Source organism: Dactylosporangium sp. NPDC049525 (genome assembly GCF_040676755.1).
Lineage (GTDB): Bacteria > Actinomycetota > Actinomycetes > Mycobacteriales > Micromonosporaceae > Dactylosporangium.
The window spans coordinates 1-25,125 of sequence record NZ_JBFAPO010000059.1 but is presented as its reverse complement, the minus strand read 5'-3'; the positions used below and the strand labels follow the sequence as shown (position 1 = coordinate 25,125).

The window sequence follows — 25,125 nt, the reverse complement described above, 5'->3', positions numbered from 1 at the left end:
AGGGTGTTGACGGCATCCCTGGTCCGGCGGACCTATTACCTGCTCACCGCCGGCAACACCCTCGCCGGGTCGCTCATCTGGGGCATCAACACCATCTTCCTGCTCGACGCCGGCCTGTCGAACCTGGCCGCGTTCGCCGCGAACGCCTGCTTCACCGCCGGCATGGTGCTGTTCGAGGTGCCGACGGGCATCGTCGCGGACCTGTGGGGCCGGCGGGTGTCGTTCCTGCTCGGCACCGTGACCCTGGCCGTCACCACCGGCCTGTACGTGTGGCTCTGGCAGCTGCACGCGCCGTTCTGGCCGTGGGCGGCCGTGTCGCTGCTGCTGGGCCTGGGCTTCACGTTCTTCTCCGGCGCCGTCGAGGCGTGGCTCGTCGACGCCCTCGCCGCCACCGGCGACGACGGGCCCCTCGAGGCGGTGTTCGCGCGGGGGCAGGTCATCGGCGGGGTCGCCATGCTCACCGGCTCCGTCGCCGGCGGTTACCTGGCCCAGCTGACCAACCTCGGGGTGCCGTTCCTCGTCCGCGCCGGCGTGTACGCGCTGATGTTCGTCCTCGCCGCGGTCCTCATGCGCGACCTCGGGTTCACCCCCGACCGGAGCCTGCCGCCGCTGGCCAGGATGCGCCGCATCGCCGCCGACTCGGTGCAGTACGGCTGGCGGGTCCGCCAGGTCCGGCTGCTGATGCTCGCCGCGCCGTTCACCGGCGGTGTCGGCGTCTACGTGTTCTACGCGCTGCAGCCGCACCTGCTCAACCTGTACCACGACGAACGCGCCTACGGGATCGCCGGGATCGCCGCCGCCGCGGTCGCCGGCGCCCAGATCGCCGGCGGGCTCGTGGCCGAGCGGATCGCCCGGCTGTTCCCGCACCGCCTCACCGCCTACCTGGCCCTGGAGACGACCGGCGTGCTCGCGCTGGTCGGGCTCGGCCTCGCCGGGCAGTTCTGGACGGCGCTCGTCCTCATCGTGCTGTGGGCACTGCTCGGCTCGGCCGGGATGCCGCTGCGGCAGGCGTACGTCAACGGCCTCATCCCGTCGCAGCAGCGTGCGACGATCCTGTCGTTCGACTCGCTGATGGCCTCCACCGGCGGCGTCGTCACCCAGCCGGCGCTCGGCCGGGCCGCCGACGTGTGGGGCTACCCGGCCTCGTTCCTCGTCTCCGCCGCCGTGTCGGCGTGCGCCCTGCCGTTCCTCGTCAAGGCCCGAACGGGTACGCCCGAAGCGTTGTCTGTTCGAGGTCCTCGGCCCTGACCCGCAGCGCCACCCAGCCGCGCGCCGCCGGGTGCGCGACCGCGATGTGCGTGCCGGTCACGACCGCCGGGAACCACGCGCGGCCGTCGTCGTAGGACACGTCCACGCACGGCCGCACCGCTGCGGTCGCCTGGGTCGTCATCCGGTACGGGAACCGGAACACCCTCCCCGCGGGCGCCGTGCCGTCCGGCCGTAGTTCGGGGTCGAACGACACCGCCCGCAGCGGCACCCGCCGCCAGTCCGCGCCGGGCACGTGCTCGGACCGGAACGTCCACGCGACGTCGACCACGGTGCCGAACGCGGCCGGCTCGGCGTGCAGCTCCAGACGGTACAGGCCGGGCTCCGGCGGCACCGCGAACACGCCGTCCGCAGTGCCGGTCTCGCCGAGCAGGACGCCGTCGCGGTACACGGCGGTCCGCGCCCTCCGGTAGGTGGACAGCCCGGGATGCCCGGCGCCGTCGCCGTGCAGCCGGGGCGCGACGACGAGCGTGTCACCGTTGCGCGACACCCACTGCTCCGGCAGCTCCTGCGCCTCCAGGCTCGGACCCGCGACCCCCTCGTTCCAGGCGGCGGTGGTGTGCAGCAGCGCCCGGAACGCGGTCGCCGGCCCGGACAGCGCGATCGTCAGGTCCTCTCCGGCCCGCTCCTCGAACGCCGTGCGCCATGACACCCCACCGGCGTCGACGTGTAGTGCTCGACGCGGGTCGCGGGCAGCGGCCCGAGCGGCAGCCCCGCGGCGAACACCCCGCCGCCGCCCGGCATCCGCGGCGTGCTGTAGGTGCTGCCCTGCCCGCCGGGAACCCTTGCCCCGTAACGGTTGCCGACGGTGGCGAGCTGCCCGGCGGTGAGGGTGCGGGACAGGCCGGCGGGGAGCCGCCCGTACACCATCCACCCGAGGAGATATGCGGCGCCGGGAGCGGCGAGGGTGACCGCGACCATGACCCGGAACCCGTCAGCGGACCGTTCGGGGCCGAGCGGGCCGAAGTACGCGCCGCGCAGGTCGCCCCGGACGGCGAAGCCGTTCTCGTACGGGTCGCCGCCGCGGACCGGCATGCGGTACCGGACCTCGAGCAGCTCGGGGCGGGCATCGGCGGACGGCACCGCGACCGCGACAGGCCGGCCGGCTCGCGCGTCGGCGGTCACCGTGACCGGGCCGTCGACGCGCAGCTCGGGCCGGACCAGCCAGGTCCGCTCCCCGGCGCCCTGCACCTCGACGGCCACGAGGTACGTGCCGCGCTCGACGGGGACGGTGACGGTCCCGTCGACGGGCAGGCCGACCGGATCGGCGGGCCGGTCGGTCCGGATCACCTCGACGAACCCCGCCGCGGGTGCGCCGGACCGGCCCACGGCGTGGACGGTGAGCGCGGCGCCGGGTGCCGCCAAGGCCCGGGCCGGCGCGATTGTGCCGCCGGCCGCGGCGGCGGTCGCCGCGAGGAGCGTTCTTCTGCGAAGGGTCACGCTCCTACACGCCGCGGGACCCGCCCCGGTTCCCGCGCGACGGGCGACGGGCGACGGGCGACGCACGACGTGGCTACGGGAACAGTTCGACGAGCCAGGGGTAGAGCTTCCCGAGCCGCTGGGCGTCGCCGAACTTCGGTGGCGGTGCCGCGTCGGGGATGCCGCGGGGGCGCCGGTCGAAGGCGGCCGGCCACTCCACGCGGGCCGCGTACCGCGGGGCGAGCTTGGCCAGCACCCGGTCGAACGCCAGCTCCCCCACGCCGATCAGCTCCTCCGCCTCCGGAAAGTCGGCGTTGGACCACATCCCCGGCAAGCCTGCCAGCCTGACGATCTTCGGGTGCTCGGCCAGCAGGTCGGGATCGTCGAGCACCTCGTCGAACGTCTGTCTGCCCTGCGCGACGATCCACGGACGGAAGCCGTAGAAGCTGTCCTCCGACACCGGCATCCGCAGGATGATCTCGGCGGCCTCCCACAGCTCCCAGCTGAGCAGCCGGTCGCACTGCCGCACCAGCAGCGTGTGGAAGTCGGCGATCTGTGGCACCGGGAGCCGGGCGAGCCTCGGGACCAGCACCGACGTGATCCGGCCGGCACCGGCCCGGTCGCGGTCGTCGACCTGGTCGATCAGGTGCCAGAACCCGTCCTCGTCCATGCTGCGCTCCTCAGGTGGTGGCGGCGTGGATGGCCTTGGTGAAGACGTTCCGGGCGCCGGCGTGCTCCTCGCTCTGGGCGCCGTTGCGCAGTTCCATCACCGTGCCGTCGTGCAGGGTGATCTCCCAGCGGAAGCGGACCTTGGTGGTGCGCACGGCGGTGGCGATCTCCTCGTACGGGATGAACCGGCTGCCGGGGGTGGCGGCGAGCTGCTGCGGGTCGCCGCCGGCCAGCCAGCGGCGCATCCGGTAACGGGCCATGCCCGTCTTGTACCGCGGCATCCCCGGCATCAGCAGCAGCCCGTGGCTCAGGATGAGCAGGTCGGCGCGCCGGCCGTCGACGATGACGGTGGTGATCCCGGCGAGGATGCCGGCGTGTTCGGTGCCGACCCGGCGGCGGACGTGCTTGGCGGCAGTGACGTCGATGCCGCGGGCCCGCAGGCGCTCCCGGGCAGCCGGCAGCGTCAGCGGGTCGCAGGCGAGCGCGGCGACGTCGGCGAGGTCCAGCGGGGCGTCGTCGGTGCCGAGCAGCCGCGCCGGGGCGGTCCAGGAGTGCTGCCAGCGGGCCGCGCCGGAACGCACGGCGGCGAGGGCGAGCAGGGTGGTGAGGGGTTCGGCGAAGCCCTTGCGGGCCTCGCGGCGGGTGGCGCCGGGCAGGACCGGGGCGGCGAGGTCGTCGATGCGGCCGGCGCCGATCAGGTCGAGGACCGCGCCGACGTCCTCGACCGGCTGGCCGGCGGCGCGGGTGAAGACCCGCAGCATGGTGTCGGACTCCTCCTGCAGGGCGGCGGCCGCGGTGGCGGTGAGGAACTCGTCCCACGGCAGCTGGACCGCGCCGTCCGGGCGCAGCGTCAGCGCCTGCAGGGCCCGGCCGGCGGCGCCGAGGTCGGCGACGATACCGGCCGCCGGGCCGTTGTCGATGGCGGCGGTCGTCTCGGGGGCGGCCATGATCGCGGCGACCCGGACGCCGAGCGGCGGGTGCGTGTCCCAGCGGCTCGGCACCCGCACGTCGGAGGAGGAGGACGAGGACGAGGAGGAGGAGATGCGGGCGCGCAGCGCCGAGACCTCCTCCGCGCGGGCGCGCAGCATCGCGGCGAAACCGCCGAACAGGTCGTCGGGCACGTAGCCGGCCTCCACGCCGGGCAGCACGAACCGGCGCATGTAGAAGTCGAACGCGGTGTCGAGGACCTCGACCTCCCGCAGCGCACCGGCCGCGGCGGAGCGGCCTGCGACCCGCACCGCCGCGAGGTCCGCCTCCAGCTCCTGGCGGCGGCTGACCGCGTGCTCGACCAGGATGAACAGCCAGCCGTAGGCGCGGAAGACCCACCCGGCCAGGTTGGACCGGTTGATGTGGCCGATCGTGCGTTCCAGGGCGAGCCGCCCCCGGTAGGAGATCCCGGCGAACCTGGTGTGGCTGCCCGAGTAGTGCCCGAGCTCATGGGCCAGGACCGATCGCAGCTGCGCGACGGTGAACGTCTGCAGCAGCGGCAGCCCCACGTACAGGTTGCGCCGGCCGCCGATCAGGCCCATCAGCCGGGTCCGCTCGCTGACGGCGGCGTTGACCTCGGCGACCAGGCGGATCTCGTCGGGTGCACGGGTGCCGACGGCCGCGGACAGCTCGTGGACCGCCTGCCACAGCAGCGGCGCGCGGGACGGGGTGAGCGGGACGCCGGGCGGGCCGGCACGGTCCGCCCGCAGGGCCTTCCACGTGCCGCGACCGACCGCCCACACGGTGCCGAGGAACACCGCGCCGCCGATTTTCGCGCCGACGGCGCCGGTGGTGACCGATGTCACCCAGACGGCGAGGACGACCCCGGCGACGAACTGGACGAGGGCCAGCACGTAGAACCCGGCCAGCATGACGATCGACACGAAGGCGCGCACGGCGACAACCATCGATGTTTCCTTCCCCGTAGCACCGCGGTGATAGCGGCCGCGGCGAACGGGACCCTATAGTTCGGGGCCGCTGACCACAACGGGGGAGGAAACGTTTCGATGTGGCCATTCCGGCGAAGAGCGGCGGACAGGATCGAGCGGCTCGAGGTCGACCCCGCGCAGGGCGACCCTGAGGCGACCCGGCTGATCGCGGCGGCGAAACGCGGCGACTGGCAGGCCGCGGCGGAGTTCCTGCGCAACGTCGAGCACCCCGACGACCGGTACTTCTACTGCCGCACCCTCGGCGACCACGCCGGCGACGGCGCCTGGATCGACGAGTGGATCGACGCGGAGACCGGTAAGGCGAAGGCGACGGCGCTGACCGTCAAGGGCCAGTTCGCGATCGACTGGGCGTGGCAGGCCCGCGGCAACGGCCGGGCCAAGACGGTCAGCGAGGAGGCGTTCAAGCTCTTCTTCCAGCGGTTGAAGGTCGCCGAGGACTGCCTCGACGACGCGACCGACCTCGACGCCGACGACCCGACGCCGTGGGCGGGGCTGGTCACCCTCGGCCGGGCCCGGCAGCTGGGCCTGGACGAGACCCGGCGCCGCTTCGACGAGGTGGTCCGCCGGTTCCCGTGGCACCGCGACGCGCACTCGCACATGCTGCAGCAGCTGTGCCACAAGTGGAGCGGCTCGCACGAGCTCATGCACGAGTTCGCGGAGTCCTCGGCCGCCGCCGCGCCGCCCGGCTCGCCGCTGGGGGTGCTGGTCGCCGACGCGCACATCGAGCACTGGCTGGACCTGCCCGAGGGCGAGGACGGCGACTACATGGGCAGCCCCGAGGTCGGCGAGCGGCTGCGGCTGGCCGCGGACCGGTCGGTGCGGCACCCCCGTTACGAGCGCCGCCCCGGCTGGGCCACCGGCGACAACGCGTTCGCGATGGCGTTCACGCTCAACGGTGACCGGCCGGCCGCCGCGGAGCGTTTCGACGTGCTCGGCGACCGGGTGACCCGCTGGCCGTGGTCCTACCTGGCCACCCCGGACGTCGCCTTCACCAGGGCCCGGTCGACCGCACGGGGGTACGCGCAGGTGGGCCGGGGGTAGGGCTAAGCCCACTGCCATCCGCCGGTCCGGTCCGGAGAATGGGGGCATGAGGGTGAAGGCGTTCACGCGGGCCGGGGTCGTCGCCATCGGCCGGGTGGCCCTGCTCGGGCTGCTGTCGCCGCCGGTCAAGCTCGTCCTGCTCGTGCTGTCCGTGGTGTCCCTCGCCCTGACCGTGGTCGGTGTCGGGCTGGTCCTGGCGCCGCTCGTGGCGATGCTCGTGCGGGCATATGCCGACCTGCACCGGCGGGCCGCCCGCGACTGGTCGTGGATCGACATCCCCCGGCCGTACCGGCCGCTGCCGGCGGGCGCGTTCGTCGGCAGCCCGCGCCGCTGGCTGTGGCTCGTCCGGGACCCGGCAACCTGGCGGGACCTGCTGTGGCTGCTGACCGGCGCGCCCGTCGGGCTGCTGCTGGGCATCGCCGGTCCGGTGCTGCTGGTGTACGGGCTGGAAGGTCTCCTCGGCGTCGCGCTCATCATCGCCGCCGCGACGGGCCACTACGGCTATGGCGTCACGTGGCCGATCGAGGACGCCCTCGACGTGCTCAGCGTCCCGCCGCAGGGTGCCCTGGTCACCGCCGGTGCGCTGTACGCCGGGCCGTGGCTGCTGTGGGCGCTCGCCCAGTTCGACCGGTTGCTGCTCGGCCCGACCCGCGGCGCGGCGCTCGCCCAGCGGGTCGACCGGCTGACCGAGACCCGCACCCAGGTCGTCGACGCGCAGGCCGCCGAGCTGCGCCGGATCGAGCGGGACCTGCACGACGGCGCGCAGGCCCGCATCGTGTCGCTCGGCATGAGCCTCGGCATGGCCGAGGACCTCGTCACCCGCGACCCCGCTGCCGCGCAGGCGCTCATCGCCGAGGCCCGCCAGGCCAGCGGCCTCGCCCTCGCCGAGCTGCGGCACCTGGTGCGCGGCATCCACCCGCCGGTCCTCGCCGAACGCGGCCTCGACGGCGGGGTGCGCGCCCTGGCCCTGACCTTGTCGATCCCGGTGACCGTGGACGTCGACCTGGCCGGCCGGCCCGACGCGCCGGTCGAGTCCGCGGCGTACTTCGCCGTCGCGGAGGCCCTCACCAACGTGGTCAAGCACGCGCACGCGTCGGCGGCCTGGGTATCGTTGAGCCACCTCGGGGGCGCGCTCTACATCACCGTCGGCGACGACGGCGCCGGCGGTGCTTCGCTGAGCGGTGGCTCCGGGCTGGCCGGCGTCGCCCGCCGCCTCGGGGCGTTCGACGGCAGCCTGCACGTCGACAGCCCCGCCGGCGGTCCCACCGTGCTGACCATGGAGCTGCCGTGCGTGTTGTCATCGCCGAGGACCTCGCCCTCCTCCGCGACGGGTTGATCCGCCTCCTCAGCGCCTACGGTTTCACCGTCGTGGCCGCCGTCGACACCGGTGAGGCGTTGCGCGCCGCGCTCCTCGAACACCGCCCCGACGTGGCCGTCGTCGACGTGCGGCTGCCGCCGACGTTCACCGACGAGGGGCTGCGCGCCGCGATCGCCGCCCGGGCCGAGGCGCCCGGGCTGCCGGTGCTGGTGCTCTCCCAGCACGTCGAGCAGCTGTACGCCCGGGAGCTGCTCTCGGACCGTCGCGGCGGCGTCGGGTACCTGCTGAAGGACCGCGTCGCCACGGTCGGCGAGTTCGTCGAGGCGGTCCGCCGGGTCGCGGGCGGCGGCACCGCCATGGACCCCGAGGTCGTCTCGCAGCTCCTCGCCCGCAGCGCGCCGACCGCGGCGCTCACCCCGCGGGAGCGCGAGGTCCTCGGGCTGATGGCGGAGGGCCGCTCCAACGCCGCGATCGCCGGCCGGATGTTCGTCACCGACAAGGCCGTCGGCAAGCACATCAACAACATCTTCGCCAAGCTGGGCCTGCCCCAGTCCGAGGACGACAACCGGCGCGTCCTGGCGGTCCTGGCCTACCTCAACGCGTGACGGCGGGGACCGTGCCGGTCCGCATCGCCGGGATCTCGTCCTGCCAGTGCCGCCGCGACCTCGGTGGCGGCATCTCCACGTCGGCGATCGCGGCCGGCGCGGAGAACTCCTCCCGCAGCCGGCCCATCAGGTCGCCGGCCTGCGCGCGGACCAGCGGCGAGCCGTCCGGGTCGTCGATGCTGAGCCCGAGCACGGTCGCTCCGTCGTCGGTGAGGGTGATCATCGCGAAGTGGTGCTCCCGGCCCCGCAGATACAGGGTGTGCCCCTCGGCGCCGGCGCCGGTGTCCAGCAGCGCGGTCAGCTCCTCGTCGGCGGCGTCGGCGGCCGCGACATACCGGTCGGCGAACGCCCGCAGCACCTCCGGCGGCCGCAGCGGGACCCACACGTAGACATCCCAGCATGACGGCACGGGACCAGACTACGTGCGGGTTCCCTCCAACGCCGGGGTGGCATGCGTCAGTACCGGTGAGGGAAGGGATCAGGGTTGACGTTCGACGACTTCGTCCGGGCCGAGATCGACGCGCTGACCAGGACCGCGTATCTGCTGACCGGTGACCGCCAGGACGCCGAGGATCTCGTGCAGACGGTCCTGGCCCGCCTGGCGGTGCGCTGGCAGCGGCTCGACAACCCGGCCGCGTACGCCCGGCGCGCCCTCTACACCCAGTCCGTCAGCTGGTGGCGGCGCCGCCGGTCCCGGGCGGTGGAGACGCTGACCGGGGAGGTGCCGGAGCGGGCCGCGCCGCCGGCCGCCGAGCCGGAGCTGGCGCTGATGATGCGCCACGCCCTGGCCCGGCTGACCCCGAAGCAGCGGGCGGTGCTGGTCCTGCGGTTCTACGAGGACTGCACCGAGGCGCAGACCGCGGCCCGGCTCGGCGTGCGGGTCGGGACGGTCAAGAGCCAGACCCGGCACGCCCTGGAGCGGCTGCGGGTCCTGGCGCCCGAACTGACCACGGTCCTGGAGGTGACCACATGACCCAGATCCGGGACGGATTGCGGGCGCTCGCCGAGCAGGCGCCCCGCGGCACGCTGCCCGACGGCTTCTACGAGCGGGTGCGGGCCCGGCACCGCGGCCGGCGGGCGGCGGCGGTCGCGGCCGTCGCCGTGCTGCTGGTCGTGGCCGGGATCGGCTGGGGCGTGCGGCTGGGTGGCGACCCGCCGGTGCCCGGTCAGGCGCACGCCGGAGCGGCCATCGCGACCGCGTTGCCCGTGCCTCCCTGGTACACCGGCGGCAGCGGCGACCTCGGGGTCACCGCGGCGATCTACGGCGGCCCCGCGACGACCGGAGAGTGGCAGGAGGGCCGGTTCGCGGGGCTGAGCGCCGACGGGCGACGCTGCCGGTATTTCACCGATCCGGTGTACGGCGTGCCGGGGTCCGAGGTGCTGCTGTCGCCGGACGGGACGCGGATCGCCCGCGACGGCACCGTCACGTCGCTCGTCACCGGCGCCCAGCAGCGGGTGCCGGGCGAGGTGCGGGCCTTCTCCCCGGACGGCACCCTCGTCGTCCACCAGGACGGCCCCACCGTCGGGCTGTTCGACCTGGCCCGCCGCGCGGACATCGCCCGCATCGACGTCGGTGACCGGTGGGTGGTGCCGGGCCTCGGCGCGGCGGTCGCGCCCGGCAACGACAAGGTGGCGCTGATGCTGGGTCCCGCGGTCGTGGTGTACGACGTGCGCACCGGCACGCTCCTCGACACGCTGCCGGCGGACGCCGGGGTGCTGACCGGGCCCGGCGCTTGGCTGCCGGACGGATCCGCGTTCGCGACCGCCTACCACACCGTCGGCGACAACGGGTGGCAGCTCGTGCTCAACGGCGGGACGCTCACCGACCAGCTCGCCAGGATGGTGCCGGAGGCCCGCTGGGTGCGGCTGCTGGGCTGGCGCGCCGACCACACCGCGGTCGCGATCATCGGTGACCTGGTCCCGGGTGCGGCACCGATCGAGGCGCAGTGGGCGCAGCCGGGGCCGTACGCGGCGCCCGACGCGCTCGCCTCGCGCGTCGTCGAGGTGTCGCCGACCTGGACCCGGACCGTGCTGCGGACCCCCGCCGGCATCCACGACCTGGACGTCGCGGCCGACCTCGCCGTCGCCGGGGCGTTCGGGCCGCCGGGCGACCCCGGGTACGGCGCCCGCTCCAACCCGGTCGTCTACCTGAGCAGCATGTTCGTGTTCGTCGGCGGGGCGATGCTGGCCGCCGTGCTCACGCACCGGCGCCGGACGGCCCGGAGGATCCAGTGATCCCCGGGCCGCCGGTGCTGACAGGTGAGTGGTTACGCGCCGCCGGCCGTCAGGGTGACCGTCTGCGGGGCGAACGCGGTGCCGAGCACGTCGACGCCGGCGGCCTTCGCCGCGTCGACGGCCTGCTGCATGTACTCGTTGGTGTAGGACAGGCCCTCGGGCTTCTTCTTCAGCACCGTGTCGCCGACCTGGTTCTTCGTCGTCATCGAGATGTCGACGGTCTGGTTCCAGGCGGCCTCGTCGACGATGCCGATGCCCTTCGCGGCCGGCCACACCAGCTTGTTGACCTCGTTCATCTGCCACAGCTGGTGGCTCTTGCCGAGCTTGGAGCCCTTCGCGACGACCATGTCGCGGCACTCCTCGGGCTTGTCACGGCAGTACGCCCAGCCCTTGATCGTGGCGGTCAGGAACTTCACCGTCTGCTCCTGGTAAGCCTTGTCCTTGAGCTTGTCGGTGTTGGCCCACACGGCGTCCTGCAGCATCGAGGAGCCGACGGTCTTCCAGTCGATGATCGAAAAATCCGAAGGCTGGTACAGCGCGCCGGTGGCCGGGTTCGTGGCCTCGAGCAGCTGCGCGTACTCGTTGTAGGACATGGCCTGCGCGACGTCGATCTCCTTCTTCAGCAGCGCCTGCATGTCGAACTGCTGCTGCACGAGGGTGACGTCCTTGCCGGGGTCGAGACCGGCCTTCGTCATGCCGGCGAAGAGCTCGAACTCGTTGCCGAAGCCCCAGTTGCCGACCTTCTTGCCCTTGAAGTCCGCCGGGGACTTGATGTTGCTGCTGGCAAACGCGACCTGGTAGGTGCCGGACCGGGCGAAGATCTGCCCGACGTCGGTGATGCCGGCGCCCTGCTCCCGCGAGGCGAGGGCCTTGGGCACCCAGGCGACGGCGTAGTCGGCCTTGCCGGTGGCCAGGACGGTCTGCGGCACGATGTCCACGCCGCCCTCGATCAGCTGGACGTCGAGGCCCTGCTCCTTGTAGAAGCCCTTGTCGACGGCGGCGATGTAGCCGGCGAACTGGGCCTGGAAGAACCACTGCAGCTGCAGCTTCACGGTGGTGACGCCGCCACTGGTGGTGGTGGCGGGTTTGTCGGAGTCGGCGGTGCCGCAGCCGGTCAGCAGGAGGCTGGCGACGGCGGTGCCGATGATGAGGGACCTGGTTCTCATGGGGGTTCCTCCGGCTTTTATGAACGGGCCTTCCAGGGCATTGCGAGACGCTCCAGCAGGAGCGTGGTCAGGTAGAAGACGAGCCCGAGGGCGCAGGCGCCGACCACGAACGCCCACGCTCGGGGATACGCGGTGAACGCGGCGGCGGAGGTGATCCGCGCCCCCAGGCCGTCCTGCAGGCCGCCGAAGTACTCGGCGACGACGGCGGCGATGACCGCAAGGGACGACGCCTGCCGCAGGCCGGTGAAGACGTACGGCAGCGCGCCGGGCAGGCGCACCAGCCGGGCGAAGGTCCACCCGCTCGCCGCGTAGCTGTCCATCAGCTCGCGGTGGGTCGGGTCGACCTCCCGCAGGCCGCGCAGCGTGTTGATGAAGACCGGGAAGAACGCGATGATCCCGGCCACCACCCGCCGCGGCAGGCTGCTCGTCGAGTCGAACATGTTGTTGAGGATCGGGGCGAGGGCGATGATCGGCAGCGCGTTGACGACCGCGGCGTAGGGCACCGCGACGTCGCTGAGCAGCTTCGACCGGCTGGACACCAGCGCGGCGAGGATGGCCACGACGGTGCCGCCGATGAGCCCGACGAGGGCGTTGGCGCCGCTGGCGAGGGCCGCGTCGACGACGTTGTCGCGCTGCTCGACCAGCTGCGCCCAGATCGCCGACGGCGCGGGCAGGATGAACGGCGCGATCCGCCCGGCCTTGACGACGAGTTCCCACAGTGCGATCGCGGCGACGCCGACCAGCACCGGAGGCAGGATCGACCGGACGTACCTCATGCCGCCACCTCCGCTGCGCTCCGGCGCCGGCTGGGGCTGTCACATGGTGAGCGGCCCGAGCCGCTTCGCTGGCCGCTCACGCCCGTAGCGCCTTCCGGACCTCGGTCACGTGCTCGAAGTAGGCCGGGGACTGCCTGGCCGCCTCGTCGCGGCCCGGCAGGTCGATGTCGATCGTCGCGGTGATCCGGCCGGGCCGGGCGGACATGACGACGACCTTGTCGGACAGGAACACCGCCTCGGAGATCGAATGCGTGACGAACACCGTGCTCGTGCCCGTCTTGGCGCAGATCTGCAGCAGCTCGCCCTGCAGCCGCTCCCTCGTCATCTCGTCGAGGGCACCGAACGGCTCGTCCATCAGCAGCAGCGGCGGGTGTACGGCCAGCGCCCGCGCGATCGCGACCCGCTGCTGCATGCCCCCGGACAGTTGCGCCGGATAGTGCCCGGCGAAATCGGACAGGCCGACCAGCTTGAGCATCTCCTCGGCCTTCTCCTTGCGGGCCGCGCGCCCCATCTTGCGCAATTCCAGGGGCAGCTCGACGTTGCGGCGCACGGTGCGCCACTCGAAGAGCCCCGCCTGCTGGAAGGCGATGCCGTACTCCTGGTCGCGGCGGGCCTGTGCGGCCGGTTTCCCGGCGACGGTGACGGTGCCGGCGGTAGGGTTGATGAGGTCGGCGATGAGCCGCAGCAGGGTGCTCTTGCCGCACCCGGACGGCCCGATCAGGGACACGAACTGTCCACTGTCGACGGTGAGGTCCACGTCGGACAGTGCGGCCACCTCATCGGGGCGGCCCGCGTTGAACACCTTGCTGACGCCGGCGATCGACACCGCGGTCATATGACGTTCACCTCGACCCTACGCCTGTGCCGCATGAGAGGGAGCTCGAGCAGGCTGACGACGGCGGCGACGACGAGACCGAGGACGGCGGCGCCGAGCATGGCGGTGTAGACCTTCGCGGGGTCAGAGGTGGCCTCCCGGGAGTACTCGATGACGAGCCGGCCGATCCCGCCGCGGGTGCCGGTGGAGATCTCGCCGACGACCGCGCCGACGACGGCGGCGGCACCGGCGAGGCGCAGCGCCGGGAACAGGAACGGCAGCGCCGCGGGCAGCCGCAGCTTCGCGTAGGTGCGCCACCAGCCGGCCGCGTAGCTGCGCATCAGCTCCACGCCGCTGGCCGTCGGTGACTGCAACCCGCGCAGCAGCCCGACGGCGACGGGGAAGAACGCGAGGTACGCGGCGATGACGGACACGGTCATCCAGTCCTGCCACGGGTAGGGACCGAACGACAGCGCGCCGCTCCACCCGGCGACGAGCGGGGCGAGCGCGACCAGCGGCACCGTCTGCGACAGCACCACATAGGGCAGCAGGCCCCGTTCGACGACCCGGAACCGCTGCATGAGCGTCGCCAGGACGAAGCCGATGGCCGTACCCACGACGAACCCGACGGCAGTCACACCGAGCGTGAACAGGCACGCGTCGAACACCACCTGCCACACCGGCCGCCCACCGGTGAGCTCCGGCTTGCCGAGCCGCTGCGCCACGGTCAGCAGGTGCGGCATCGACAGGTCGTCGGCGCGCGGCAGGATCTTCACCCCGAGGACCGCGGTGCCCTCGGGGTTACCGACCGCCTTGTACCCCTCCCACAACAGGGCGAAGACGATCAACCCCCCGAGGGCGCCGACGATTTTCTTCATCTTGTGACAGGTTTCGTGACGGCCGGGATGATGTGCTCGCCGTACGCCTGCAGCGTCGATTCCTTCGCGTCGTGCTGCAGGTACACCGCGAACTGGTCGACACCGAGCTCCTTGAGCTCCGCGATCCGCTTCAGGTGCTCCTCGACCGGGCCCAGGATGCAGAACCGGTCGACGATCTCGTCGGGCACGAAGTCGGTGTGCGTGTTGCCGGCCCGGCCGTGCTCGGCGTAGTCGTAGCCCTTGCGGCCCGCGATGTAGTCGGTCAGGGCCGTCGGGACCGCCCCTGAGCTGCCGTACCGTTCGACGATGTCGGCGATGTGGTTGCCGACCATCCCGCCGAACCAGCGCGTCTGCTCCCGCTGGTGTGTCAGGTCGTCGCCGACGTACGCCGGCGCCGCCACGCAGAACTTGATCGCCGCCGGGTCGCGGCCTGCCTTCTCCGCCGCGTCCCGCACCGCCTTGATCATCCACGCGGCGATGTCGGGGTCGGCGAGCTGCAAGATGTACCCGTCGCCGACCTCACCGGTCAGCGCCAGGGCCTTCGGCCCGTACGCGGCGACCCACACCTCGAGGCGGCTGTCGGGTGCCCACGCGAACTGCAGGTCCCGGTCGCGCAGGTGCACCTGCCGGCCGTTGCCGAGCTCCCGGATCACCTGCACGCACTCGCGCAGCTCCGCGAGGGTCGTCGGCCGGCTGCCGAGGACCCGCACCGCGGAGTCGCCGCGGCCGATGCCGCAGACGGTGCGGTTGCCGTACATCTCGTTGAGGGTGGCGAACAGCGACGCCGTCACGGTCCAGTCGCGGGTGCCGGGGTTGGTCACCATCGGCCCGACGATCACCCGTTCGGTGTCGGCGAGGATCTTGCTGTAGATGACGAACGGCTCCTGCCACAGCACGTGCGAGTCGAATGTCCACACGTGGCTGAAACCGGCCGCCTCGGCCTGCTTCGCGAGCTCGACGACGCCCATGGCGGGCGGGTCGCACTGCAGCACCACCCCTACGTCCATCTGGTCACCGCACCTTCGGGAATCCGAGGTCGACCTCCGAGGTGGCCGGGTCCGGCCAGCGGGAGGTGACGACCTTGCTGCGCGTGTAGAACTGGATCCCTTCGGGCCCGTACATGTGCAGGTCGCCGAAGAGCGAGGACTTCCAGCCGCCGAAGCTGTAGTAGGCGACCGGGACCGGCACGGGGACGTTGACGCCGACCATGCCGCAGACCACGTCGTACTGGAACTGCCGGGCGGCGCCACCGTCGCGGGTGAAGATCGCGGTGCCGTTGCCGTACTCGTTGTCGTTGACCAGCTTCAGGGCCTCGTCGTAGGTGTCTGTTCGGACGACGGACAGGACCGGGCCGAAGATCTCGTCCTTGTACAGCGCCTCGCCGGTGCTGACCTTGTCCACCAGTGACGCGCCGAGGAAGAATCCCGGGCCGCTGCTGACCGGCGCGTCGCGGCCGTCGACGACGACCTCCCCTTCGGTGTTCTGCAGGTATCCGGCGACCTTGTCGCGGTGTTCGCGGGTGATGAGCGGGCCCATCTCCGCAGACGGGTCGCTGGCCGGGCCGACCGCGATCCGGCCGATCCGCTCGCTGATCGCCGCCACCAGGGGGTCGGCGATGGCACCGACGGCGACGACGACGGAGATCGCCATGCACCGCTCCCCCGCCGAGCCGTACCCGGCGGAGACCGCGGCGTCGGCGGCCGCGTTGACGTCGGCGTCGGGCAGCACGACCATGTGGTTCTTCGCGCCGCCGAGCGCCTGGACCCGCTTGCCCGCTTTCGTGCCGGCCTCGTAGACGGCCTTCGCGATCGGGGTGGAGCCGACGAAGCTCAGCGCCTGCACGTCCGGGTGGCTCAGCAGCGTCTCCACGGCGACCCGGTCGCCCTGTACGACGTTGAACACGCCGTCGGGCAGCCCCGCCTGGCGCAGCAGGTCGGCGAGGAGCAGCGAGACGGACGGGTCCTTCTCGCTCGGCTTGAGCACGAACGTGTTGCCGCAGACGAGCGCGTTGGCGAACATCCACATCGGCACCATCGCCGGGAAGTTGAACGGCGTGATCCCGGCGACCACCCCCAGGGGCTGGCGGATCGAGTACACGTCGACACCGGTCGACGCCTGCTCGCTGTAGCCGCCCTTGAGCAGGTGCGGCGCGCCGGTCGCGAACTCGATGTTCTCCAGACCGCGGGCCAGCTCGCCGCCGGCGTCGGCTTCCGTTTTGCCGTGCTCCTTGCTGACCAGCGACGCGATCTCCTTGCGGTTCGCGTCGACGAGCTCCCGGAACCGGAACATCACCTCGGCGCGCCGGGACAACGACGCGGCCCGCCACGCGGGGAATGCCTTGAGGGCGCTGGCGACCGCCCGGTCGGTCTCCTCTTTCGTGGCGGCGACCACGTACGCCTGCTGCTCACCGGTCGCCGGGTCCCAGACCGGCAACTGCCTTCCACTGGTGCCTTCAATGGCAGCACCGTCGAGCCAATGCTTGATCTCACGCATGTCTTGTTGCCTCTGTTTCAGATCAGGTAGTCGGACAGTCCGCGGCGGACGTACTGCCCATGGCCCTTGGCACCGTGGTAGGCACCGTCGGAGACGATGACCCGCCCGCGGGACATGACGGTGTCGACCTTCCCGGCGATCTCGTAGCCTTCCCAGGCGGAGTGGTCCATGTTCATGTGGTGCGTCTCGACGCCGATGCGGGTGCGGGCCGCCGGGTCGTAGAGCACGATGTCGGCGTCGGACCCGGGCGCGATGATGCCCTTCTTCGGGAACAGGCCGAACATGCGCGCGGGCGTGGTCGCGATCGTCTCCACCCAGCGGGCGAGGCTGAGCTTGCCGTCGACGACACCCTGGTAGAGCAGGTCGACGCGGTGCTCGACGCTGCCGATGCCGTTGGGGATCTTCGAGAAGTCCCCGATGCCGAGCTCCTTCTGGTCCTTGAAGCAGAAGGGGCAGTGGTCGGTGGACACGACCGACAGGTCGTTGCTGCGCAGGCCCTTCCACAGGTCGGCGCGGTGCGTCTCGTGCTTGCTGCGCAGCGGCGTCGAGCAGACCCACTTGGCGCCCTCGAAGCCGGGCGCGCCGAGCTGGTCCTCGAGCGTCAGGTACAGGTACTGCGGGCAGGTCTCGGCGAACACGTTGCGGCCGAGGTCGCGGGCGGCGGCGACCTGCTCCAGGGCCTTGCTCGCCGACAGGTGCACGATGTACAGCGGGCAGTCGGCCGCGACGCCGGCGAGCCAGATGGCGCGGCTGGTGGCCTCCGCCTCCAGCGCCTCGGGACGGGTGAGGCCGTGGTGGATCGGGTCGGTCTCGCCCCGCTCCAGGGCCTGCTTGACGAGCACGTCGATCGCCGGCCCGTTCTCCGCGTGCATCATGATCATGGCACCGTTGTCGCGGGCCTTCTGCATCGCGCGCAGGATCTGGCCGTCGTCGCTGTAGAAGACCCCCGGGTACGCCATGAACAGCTTGAAGCTGGTGATCCCCTCGTCGGCCACGAGGGTGTCCATCGCCTTGAGCGACTCGTCGTCGACGCCGCCGAGGATCATGTGGAACGCGTAGTCGACGTGGCAGTTGCCGTCGGCCTTGCCGTGCCACGCGGCGAGCCCGTCCTGTACCACCTCACCGGTGCGCTGCACGGCGAAGTCGATGATGGTGGTCGTGCCGCCCCACGCCGCGGCGCGGGTGCCGGTGTCGAACGTGTCGCTGGCGAACGTGCCGCCGAACGGCAGCTCCATGTGGGTGTGCGCGTCGACGCCGCCGGGGATGACGAGCTTGCCGGTCGCGTCGATCGTTTCGAAGTCGCCCTCCTGCGGCCCCTGATCGGGCGCGAAGATCGCGGCGACCTGCTCCCCCACGACGAGCACGTCCGCGGGGATGGCGCCCGTGGGACCGACGACGGTCCCGCCCTTGATGAGGATCACGGCTTCACCAGGTCCCCGTACGCGTCGGGGCGCCGGTCCCGGTAGAACTGCCATCGGTCCCGCACCTCGGCGAGGAGGTCCAGGTCCAGATCGCGGACGATCAGCTCAGGGTTGTGCGCGTCGCCGACCTCACCCACGAACTTGCCCTCCGGGTCGACGAAGTAGGAGGTGCCGTAGAAGTCGTTGTCGCCGAGGTCCTCGATGCCGGTGCGGTTGATCGCGCCGATGAAGTACTCGTTGGCCACCGCGCTGGCCGGCTGCTCCAGCTGCCACAGGTAGGCCGACAGCCCGCGGCTGGTTGCGGACGGGTTGAACACGATCTGTGCGCCGTTGAGCCCCAGCGCCCGCCAGCCCTCCGGGAAGTGCCGGTCGTAGCAGATGTAGACGCCGACCTTGCCGACCGCCGTGTCGAAGACGGGGTAGCCGAGGTTGCCGGGCCGGAAGTAGAACTTCTCCCAGAAGCCCTTGACCTGCGGGATGTGGTTCTTGCGATACTTGCCGAGGTAGCTGCCGTCCGCGTCCACCACGGCGGCGGTGTTGTACAGGACGCCGGGCTGCTCCTGCTCGTACATCGGCAGCACCATCACCATGCCGAGCTCCGCGGCCAGGGCCTGGAAGCGCTCGGTGGTCGGGCCCGGGATGGACTCTGCGTACTCGTAGTAGGCCTTGTCCTGCACCTGGCAGAAGTAAGGTCCGTAGAACAGCTCCTGGAAGCAGATCACCTTCGCGCCTTGCGCCGCGGCCTGCCGCGCATAGTCCTCGTGCGCTTTGATCATCGACTCCTTGTCGCCCGTCCAGCCTGTCTGGACGATGGCGGCTCGGATGACATTCGCCATGGCTGCCCCTCTCTGGTCAGTCCACTGTGTCCTTCTGCGGCGTCCTGGCTTCTGCGGCGTTGACCTTGTGTCGGGTCGGATGCCGTAGGACACTAACGACACAAATCTAGGCGGACAATGGTCCAAGCGTTACAGAATGTTTCGGAGATGTAATTTGCTCGCGCTCATCGCCGGGGCGGTCGACGACCGCAGCGCCCGCGGAATCGCCGCCGCCGTCAGCCGCCTGGTGACAGCCGGGACGCTGCCGGCGGGCTCCCGCCTGCCGACGGTGCGCGACGTCGCGCGTGAGCTCGGGATCAGCCCCACCACCGTCTCCGAGGCGTGGCGCAGCCTGGCCCGCGCCGGCGCGATCCAGACCCGGGGCCGCTCCGGCACCTTCGTCGCCACCCCGTCCCTGCCCCGCCAGCGCCTGCGGTATGCGCAGCTCGGCGGCCGGGTCGGCGAGCTGGGCGCGGGCCTCGTGCGGGACTACTCCACCGGCGTGCCCGACTACGACCTGCTGCCGTCGCTGACCGACGCGCTGCGCCGCATCGGCAACGCCCGGCTCACCACCAGCTACCTCGACGGCGCGGTCCTGCCGTCGCTGGAGACGGTGCTGCGCTCACGCTGGCCGTTCCCGCCCGCGCAGCTGACCGTGGTCGACGGCGCCATGGACGCGCTCGACAGGATCACCGGCACCGTGGTCCGCTTCGGCGACCACGTCCTGGTCGAAAACCCCGCGTTCCCGCCGATGCTGGACCTGCTCGAGGCGGTCGGCGCCACGGTCATCGGCGTCGCCATCGACGAGCACGGCATGCGCCCCGAGGACCTTGCCACGGCACTCAGCAGCTACGAGCCCGTCGCGGTGTACCTGCAGCCCCGCGCCCACAACCCGACGGGCGCGAGCATGACCCAGGCCCGCGCGGACAAGCTCGCCCGCGTCCTGGCCAAGCACCCCGCCGTGACCGTCATCGAGGACGACCACGCCGGCGACATCGCGACCGCACCCCCGGTCAGCCTCGGCCGCCGGCTGCCCGACCGCACCGTGCACGTGCTGAGCTTCTCCAAGAGCCACGGCCCCGATCTGCGCCTGGCCGCGATCGGCGGCCCCGCCGACGTGGTCACCGCCGTCACCGACCGCCGGCTCCTCGGCCCCGGCTGGTCCAGCCGCCTGCTGCAGGCCGTCCTCGTCGAGCTGCTCACCGATCCGTCCACAGTGGACCAGATCGCGCACGCCCGCGACGAGTACGCCCGCCGCCGCACCGCCCTCCTCGACGCCCTCGACGCCCGCGGCGTGACGGCGACCGCCGCCGACGGGATCAACCTGTGGATGGCGGTCGCCAACCAGCAGGTGGCGATGCTGACCTTGGCGGCGCACGGCATCGCGGTCGCGCCCGGCGCCCCGTTCGAGGTCAGCCACCTCGACAGCGACCACGTCCGGGTCACCGCGGGGCTGGTCCGCGACGGGTTCGACGAGCTCGCCGACGTGCTCGCCGAAGCCGCGGGCGCTGCGGCCCGGGGCAGCGGCCCCCGCACCGCCAACCACCCCCGCGGCTGGCGCTAGCGCTTCACCTGCCCCCGCGGCCGGCGCTCCGCTGCCACTGCAACTGCAACTGCAACTGGCGCTGACGTTGCGCTACGGCGGGCGTCAGGTCGGACCCGGCTGCCTGACTGCTCTACAGACCGTAACCTGTCGCACCTAATTGATCTCCGACGGCGCTACGTTGCGTAGTCTGTCCTGCGTCGCGGCTTGGACCTGTTCGGCAATGGCGAGTTCCTCATCCGTGGGCACGACGCACACCGCGACCCGCGCCCCCTCCGGTGAGATCACCGGCGCGTGCGCGGCATTACGGTCCGGATCCACGGTGATCCCCCACTCCGAGAGACCGTCCAGAGCCGCCGCGCGGACCGGGGCGGCGTGCTCGCCCACCCCCGCCGTGAACACGATCGCGTCGAGGCGGCCAAGCACCGCGTGGTACGCGCCGACGTACTTCTTGAGCCGGTGGCAGTATACGTCGAACGCAAGCGCCGCATCGGGGTCGCCGGCCGCGCGCCGCTCCAGGACGGTGCGCATGTCGTTGGCGCCGGCGAGACCCTTCAGGCCGCCGTGGCGCTGCAGCTGTTCCTCGGCGGCGGCGAAGTCGAGGCCCGCGGCGCGGTGCAGGTAGCTCAGCACGGCCGGGTCGACGTCACCGGACCGGGTGCCCATCACCAGACCTTCGAGCGGGGTGAGGCCCATCGAGGTCTCGACGCTGCGGCCGCCGCGGACGGCGGTGGCGCTGGCGCCGTTGCCCAGGTGCAGCACGATCAGGTTGAGCGAATCGAGGGGACGGCCGAGCAGCTCGGCGGCACGGCGGGACACGATGTCGCAGGAGGTGCCGTGGAAGCCGTACCGGCGGATCCCGTGCCGCGAGGCCAGATCGCGGTCCAGGGCGTAGGTGCGGGCCGCGGCAGGCAGGGTCGCGTGGAACGCGGTGTCGAACACGGCCACGTGCGGCACGTCGGGCAGCGCCGCGCGGGCGGCCTCGATGCCGGCGATGCCGCCCGGGTTGTGCAGCGGCGCGAGCGGCGTCAGCTCCCGCAGGACGTCGAGCATCGCGTCGTCGGCGACGGCCGGTGCGGTGAACCTGGCGCCGCCGTGCACGATCCGGTGCCCGACGGCGGTGATGCCGGCGGCGTCCAGGCCGCCGAGGATCTGTGCCAGGGCCGCGCCGTGGTCGGGCACGCCACCGGGCTCGCCGATCCGCTCGACCGTGCCGCGGTCGCCGGCGGCGGGGTCGGCGAGGTCCACGACCCGGAACTTCACCGACGACGAGCCGCTGTTGAGCACGAGGATCATGACAGGCAGACTACTGCTGTGGCCCGCATCGTGTACCTGGTCGAACACGGACCCGGATCCGGCAAGTCCGCCGTCGCGCTCGGTCTCGCCGAGCTGCTGTCGCGGAAGGTGCCCAGGATCGGGGTGTTCCGCCCGTTCGTCGATGATGCGGCACCGGACCCGACGTTGTCGCTGCTGCGTTCGCGGTACCACATCCAGAACGAGCATTCCGAGCTCTTCGGGGTGACCTCGGCGGAAGCGGCGGCGATGCTGTCGGCGGGTGACGGGGAGGGCCTCGTCGGGCGGATCGTGGAGCGGTTCCGGCCGATCGCGCGCGACCACGACGCCGTGATCGTCATCGGCAGCGACCTCGACGACGAGCAGTCGCCGACGCTCGCGCTCAACGCCCGGCTCGCCAACGAGTTCGGCGCGGTCGTGGTCGCCGTCGTCAACGGCGCCGACCTGGACGCCGGGACCGTCGGGTCGGTGGCGCGGCAGGCGTATCACGGGCTCGTCGAGCTCGACGCGACCGTCGCCGCGGTCGTGGTCAACAAGTCCTCGGTCCCGCCGCCGGAGCTGCCGGTGCCCTGCTATTCGATCCCGAACGTGGCGACGGTGGCGGCGCCGACGGTCGCGGAGGTCGCGGCGGCGCTGGGCGCGAGCGTGCTGAGTGCCGGACCGGCCTCGCTCGAACGTGACGTGCTTGACTACGTCGTCGGCGCGGCGCAGGTGCCGGCGGTCCTGGCGCACCTGACGGACAACTGCCTGCTGATCACCCCGGGCGACCGGGCGGACCTGCTCGTGGCGGCGGCCGCGGCGCACGCCTCCGGCACGGTGCCCCTGGCAGGGATCGTGCTGACGCTGGGGATCGCCCCGGACCCCGCGGCGCTCAGCCTGTTCGAGCGGTTGAACACGGGTCTCGCGGTGTTGTCGGTACCGACGGCAAGTTACGACACGATCGCGGCGTCGACGCGGATGGAGCACCGGCTCGGGCCGGACAATCCGCGGAAGGTGGCGGCGGCGCTCGGGGCGTTCGAATCGCACGTGGACACGGCGGCCCTCGCCGCGGCGCTGGAGCTGACGGCGTCGACGCGGGTCACGCCGCTGATGTTCGAGTACGACCTGATCGACCGCGCCCGCACCACCCGGCGGCACCTGGTCCTGCCGGAGGGCACGGAGGAGCGGATCCTGCGGGCGGCGGACATCCTGCTGCGGCGGGGCGTGGCGGCGTTGACGCTGCTGGGCGATCCTGCCGTGATCGCGGCGAAGGCGCGGGACCTTGGTCTGGACATTTCGGATGCTTCGGTCATCGATCCGGCGACGTCCGATTTGCTGGAGCGCTTCGCACCGATTTACGCGGACTTACGGGCGCATAAGGGCGTAACGCTGGATCTGGCCCGGGACGTGGTACGCGACGTCAGCTACTTCGGCACGATGATGGTCCATCTCGGTCTCGCCGACGGCATGGTCTCCGGTGCCACGCACACCACCGCGGCCACGATCCGGCCCGCGTTCGAGATCATCAAGACGGTGCCGGGTCTGGGTGTCGCCTCCAGCGTCTTCTTCATGCTCCTGCCCGACCGTGTCCTGGTGTACGGCGACTGCGCCGTCAACCCGGACCCCGACGCGGAGCAGCTCGCCGACATCGCGTTGTCCTCGGCGGCGACGGCGGCCCAGTTCGGCATCGAGCCACGCGTGGCGATGCTGTCGTACTCCACCGGGACGTCCGGTGCCGGCGCCGACGTGACGAAGGTGGCCTCGGCGACCGCGCTCGTCCGCTCCCGCCGCCCGTCGCTGCCGGTGGAGGGCCCGATCCAGTACGACGCCGCCGTCGACCCTTTGGTGGCGGCCACGAAGCTGCCGGGCAGCACCGTCGCCGGTCAGGCCACCGTCTTCGTGTTCCCGGACCTGAACACGGGCAACAACACGTACAAGGCGGTGCAGCGCTCGGCGGGCGCGGTCGCGGTCGGCCCCGTCATGCAGGGCCTGCGCAAACCCGTCAACGACCTGTCCCGCGGCGCGACCGTGAAGGACATCGTCAACACCGTCGCCATCACCGCGATCCAGGCACAAGGTTTTTTGTCAGACCCGTCGGGCACGATGGAGGCATGACGGCGAAACTCACCTCGGTGGTTCTCGACTCCCCCGACCCGCAGGCCCTCGCCCGGTTCTATTCCGAGCTGCTCGACCTGCCGGTCACCCGCGTCGACGGCGACTGGGTCGACATCGGCGACGGCACCACCAAGCTCAGCTTCCAGCACGCCCCGGAGTTCCGGCCACCGCTGTGGCCCGACCCCAACTTCCCGCAGCAGATCCACCTCGACATCCAGGTCGACGACATCGACGCCGCGGAGTCGACGGTGCTGCGGCTGGGCGCGACCCTGCTGTCCACGAAGGAGGCCGGCTTCCGCGTCTACAGCGACCCGTCCGGCCACCCGTTCTGCCTCTGTTACGACTGAGCGGGGCTCACGGGTTGGTCAGCGGCTTGGTCGGGCAGCCGTGCTGCTGCTGCCACTTCTCGACGTCGGCGACCGGTGACTTCTCGGTGCCCGCCTTCCACGCGTCCAGATAGGACCACGGCCAGATCACGCCACGGCGGGTCCACCAGTCGCCGGTCTTCTGGCACAGCGGCCCGATCCCGAAGTGGACGTGACAGGCGCCGGCGTCCCCGGTGCGACCCACCTTCGCCACCGGCTGCCCCGCCTTGACCACGGTGCCCGCCTCGATGCCCTGGTCGATCGTGGAGAAGTGCGACATGTAGTAGCGGATCCCGTCCCCGCCGAGGATCGACACGGACAGCCCGCCGCGCGTCGCACCGTCGTTGACCTTTGCCGTCCACGTGTCGGTCCGCGTGACCTCGAGCACCGTGCCGTCCACGGGCGAGACCGCCGTCAGCCCGCACGCGGCGATGATGTCGCTGGCCGGGTAGTCGTGGTGGGTCCGCGCGTAGGAGGCCTTGCCCTGCACCGGGAACGCGTGCTTGACCTTCTGCCCGCCGGCCACGTCACCGCTGGCCGCCACGCTGGGGCCGGCCGCCGGGCTGGAGCCGGTCGACGGCGGGAGGCCCGACGCGCCTTCGGCGACCTGCTGCCCGGGCGACGAGGCCGCGCCGGTGGTGGTCGAAGTGCTGGTCGGGTCAGGGTCGCCGCCACAGCCGGCGACGCCGAGCGCCACCAGCACGACGACACCGGCAAGCCTGGTGCGCAGCGCAAACATCGCCCGCCACCCTACGCCCCCACGACAACCCTCCGCACCACACCATCCCCCGCCTGCCGCACCCGCACCGCGGCGGCACCCGCACCGGATGGGACGGGACACGCCTCGGCAGCACGCAGCGCAACACGACGCACGGCACGGCGCGCGGCACGGCGCGCGCCGCACGGCGCGCGGAGCGCGGCATGGAGCCCGGCACAGCGCGGCACGGAGCGCGGCACGGCGTGGCAGGTTGGCCGGG

General features: G+C 72.2%; 24 protein-coding genes. 9 read left to right on the top strand and 15 right to left on the bottom strand.

Annotated features, from left to right (window positions below):
• Positions 1–3 precede the first annotated feature (3 nt).
• Positions 4–1,248, top strand: coding sequence for an MFS transporter (locus AB0K00_RS46940; protein ID WP_363536007.1), 1,245 nt, complete (start codon positions 4–6; stop codon positions 1,246–1,248).
• Here the strand turns inward: AB0K00_RS46940 and AB0K00_RS46935 are convergent.
• The 4 genes from AB0K00_RS46935 to AB0K00_RS46920 all read right to left on the bottom strand — a co-directional run bounded on the left by AB0K00_RS46935 (position 1,193) and on the right by AB0K00_RS46920 (position 5,249).
• Complete coding sequence (locus tag AB0K00_RS46935) at positions 1,193–1,918, bottom strand: hypothetical protein (RefSeq protein WP_363536004.1); 726 nt, start codon at positions 1,916–1,918, stop codon at positions 1,193–1,195. The genes AB0K00_RS46940 and AB0K00_RS46935 overlap by 56 nt on opposite strands.
• The gene (locus AB0K00_RS46930) at positions 1,873–2,706 is read right to left on the bottom strand and encodes a hypothetical protein (protein ID WP_363536001.1); all 834 of its coding nucleotides are present in this window, start codon (positions 2,704–2,706) and stop codon (positions 1,873–1,875) included. Before AB0K00_RS46930 ends, AB0K00_RS46935 begins: the two co-directional genes overlap by 46 nt.
• 73 nt (positions 2,707–2,779) lie before the next feature.
• Positions 2,780–3,355, bottom strand: coding sequence for a DUF4240 domain-containing protein (locus AB0K00_RS46925; RefSeq protein ID WP_363535998.1), 576 nt, complete (start codon positions 3,353–3,355; stop codon positions 2,780–2,782).
• A 10-nt stretch (positions 3,356–3,365) separates the two neighbouring features.
• Entirely contained in the window at positions 3,366–5,249 is a 1,884-nt protein-coding gene (locus tag AB0K00_RS46920; RefSeq protein WP_363535995.1) for a M48 family metallopeptidase, read from the bottom strand.
• Positions 5,250–5,348: 99 nt separating this feature from the next.
• On the opposite strand from AB0K00_RS46920, the gene AB0K00_RS46915 reads away from it, so the two are divergent.
• From AB0K00_RS46915 to AB0K00_RS46905, 3 genes are read left to right on the top strand one after another with little or no spacing between them, the layout of a single operon-like run.
• The gene (locus AB0K00_RS46915; RefSeq protein ID WP_363535992.1) at positions 5,349–6,332 is read left to right on the top strand and encodes a hypothetical protein; all 984 of its coding nucleotides are present in this window, start codon (positions 5,349–5,351) and stop codon (positions 6,330–6,332) included.
• 46 nt (positions 6,333–6,378) lie between these two features.
• The gene (locus tag AB0K00_RS46910; RefSeq protein WP_363535989.1) at positions 6,379–7,668 is read left to right on the top strand and encodes a sensor domain-containing protein; all 1,290 of its coding nucleotides are present in this window, start codon (positions 6,379–6,381) and stop codon (positions 7,666–7,668) included.
• Positions 7,620–8,255 (top strand): response regulator transcription factor, encoded by a 636-nt coding sequence (locus AB0K00_RS46905; protein WP_363535986.1) that lies wholly within the window; start codon positions 7,620–7,622, stop codon positions 8,253–8,255. Before AB0K00_RS46910 ends, AB0K00_RS46905 begins: the two co-directional genes overlap by 49 nt.
• Here the strand turns inward: AB0K00_RS46905 and AB0K00_RS46900 are convergent.
• A complete protein-coding gene (locus tag AB0K00_RS46900; RefSeq protein ID WP_363535984.1) occupies positions 8,245–8,664 on the bottom strand; it encodes a hypothetical protein in 420 nt (139 codons plus the stop codon). The two genes, AB0K00_RS46905 and AB0K00_RS46900, sit on opposite strands and share 11 nt — an antisense overlap.
• A 75-nt stretch (positions 8,665–8,739) precedes the next feature.
• Here AB0K00_RS46900 and AB0K00_RS46895 point away from each other — a divergent pair, with 75 nt between their 5' ends.
• Together AB0K00_RS46895 and AB0K00_RS46890 are read left to right on the top strand one after the other, a co-directional pair.
• Entirely contained in the window at positions 8,740–9,228 is a 489-nt protein-coding gene (locus AB0K00_RS46895; protein ID WP_363535982.1) for a SigE family RNA polymerase sigma factor, read from the top strand.
• Complete coding sequence (locus AB0K00_RS46890) at positions 9,225–10,490, top strand: hypothetical protein (protein WP_363535979.1); 1,266 nt, start codon at positions 9,225–9,227, stop codon at positions 10,488–10,490. Before AB0K00_RS46895 ends, AB0K00_RS46890 begins: the two co-directional genes overlap by 4 nt.
• Before the next feature lie 32 nt (positions 10,491–10,522).
• Here the strand turns inward: AB0K00_RS46890 and AB0K00_RS46885 are convergent, their stop codons facing one another.
• The 8 genes from AB0K00_RS46885 to AB0K00_RS46850 form a co-directional block, all read right to left on the bottom strand.
• Positions 10,523–11,656, bottom strand: a complete 1,134-nt coding sequence (locus tag AB0K00_RS46885; RefSeq protein ID WP_363535976.1) for an ABC transporter substrate-binding protein — start codon at positions 11,654–11,656, stop codon at positions 10,523–10,525.
• A 17-nt stretch (positions 11,657–11,673) separates the two neighbouring features.
• A complete protein-coding gene (locus AB0K00_RS46880) occupies positions 11,674–12,432 on the bottom strand; it encodes an ABC transporter permease (protein ID WP_363535973.1) in 759 nt (252 codons plus the stop codon).
• A gap of 76 nt (positions 12,433–12,508) precedes the next feature.
• Complete coding sequence (locus tag AB0K00_RS46875) at positions 12,509–13,267, bottom strand: ABC transporter ATP-binding protein (RefSeq protein WP_363535970.1); 759 nt, start codon at positions 13,265–13,267, stop codon at positions 12,509–12,511.
• Positions 13,264–14,124: an ABC transporter permease subunit gene (locus AB0K00_RS46870; protein WP_363535967.1), complete on the bottom strand. Its 861-nt coding sequence runs from the start codon at positions 14,122–14,124 to the stop codon at positions 13,264–13,266. Before AB0K00_RS46870 ends, AB0K00_RS46875 begins: the two co-directional genes overlap by 4 nt.
• On the bottom strand, positions 14,121–15,131 hold the full coding sequence (locus AB0K00_RS46865) for a TIGR03842 family LLM class F420-dependent oxidoreductase (RefSeq protein WP_363535965.1): 1,011 nt from the start codon (positions 15,129–15,131) through the stop codon (positions 14,121–14,123). Before AB0K00_RS46865 ends, AB0K00_RS46870 begins: the two co-directional genes overlap by 4 nt.
• Positions 15,132–15,135: 4 nt before the next feature.
• Positions 15,136–16,617, bottom strand: a complete 1,482-nt coding sequence (locus tag AB0K00_RS46860; protein ID WP_363535962.1) for a CoA-acylating methylmalonate-semialdehyde dehydrogenase — start codon at positions 16,615–16,617, stop codon at positions 15,136–15,138.
• 17 nt (positions 16,618–16,634) lie between these two features.
• Positions 16,635–18,038 (bottom strand): dihydropyrimidinase, encoded by a 1,404-nt coding sequence (gene hydA, locus AB0K00_RS46855; RefSeq protein ID WP_363535959.1) that lies wholly within the window; start codon positions 18,036–18,038, stop codon positions 16,635–16,637.
• Entirely contained in the window at positions 18,035–18,874 is an 840-nt protein-coding gene (locus tag AB0K00_RS46850) for a nitrilase-related carbon-nitrogen hydrolase (RefSeq protein WP_363535956.1), read from the bottom strand. The genes hydA and AB0K00_RS46850 overlap by 4 nt, the downstream gene beginning before the upstream one ends.
• A 154-nt stretch (positions 18,875–19,028) precedes the next feature.
• Here AB0K00_RS46850 and AB0K00_RS46845 point away from each other — a divergent pair, with 154 nt between their 5' ends.
• Positions 19,029–20,417 (top strand): aminotransferase class I/II-fold pyridoxal phosphate-dependent enzyme, encoded by a 1,389-nt coding sequence (locus AB0K00_RS46845; RefSeq protein ID WP_363535953.1) that lies wholly within the window; start codon positions 19,029–19,031, stop codon positions 20,415–20,417.
• A 135-nt stretch (positions 20,418–20,552) separates the two neighbouring features.
• On the opposite strand, the gene AB0K00_RS46840 is transcribed toward AB0K00_RS46845, so the two are convergent.
• Positions 20,553–21,692, bottom strand: a complete 1,140-nt coding sequence (locus AB0K00_RS46840; protein WP_363535950.1) for an acetate kinase — start codon at positions 21,690–21,692, stop codon at positions 20,553–20,555.
• 18 nt (positions 21,693–21,710) lie between these two features.
• On the opposite strand from AB0K00_RS46840, the gene pta reads away from it, so the two are divergent.
• Complete coding sequence (gene pta, locus AB0K00_RS46835) at positions 21,711–23,783, top strand: phosphate acetyltransferase (protein WP_363535947.1); 2,073 nt, start codon at positions 21,711–21,713, stop codon at positions 23,781–23,783.
• A complete protein-coding gene (locus AB0K00_RS46830) occupies positions 23,780–24,130 on the top strand; it encodes a VOC family protein (RefSeq protein WP_363535944.1) in 351 nt (116 codons plus the stop codon). The genes pta and AB0K00_RS46830 overlap by 4 nt, the downstream gene beginning before the upstream one ends.
• Before the next feature lie 7 nt (positions 24,131–24,137).
• On the opposite strand, the gene AB0K00_RS46825 is transcribed toward AB0K00_RS46830, so the two are convergent.
• Positions 24,138–24,887, bottom strand: a complete 750-nt coding sequence (locus AB0K00_RS46825; protein ID WP_363535941.1) for a M23 family metallopeptidase — start codon at positions 24,885–24,887, stop codon at positions 24,138–24,140.
• Positions 24,888–25,125 lie beyond the last annotated feature (238 nt).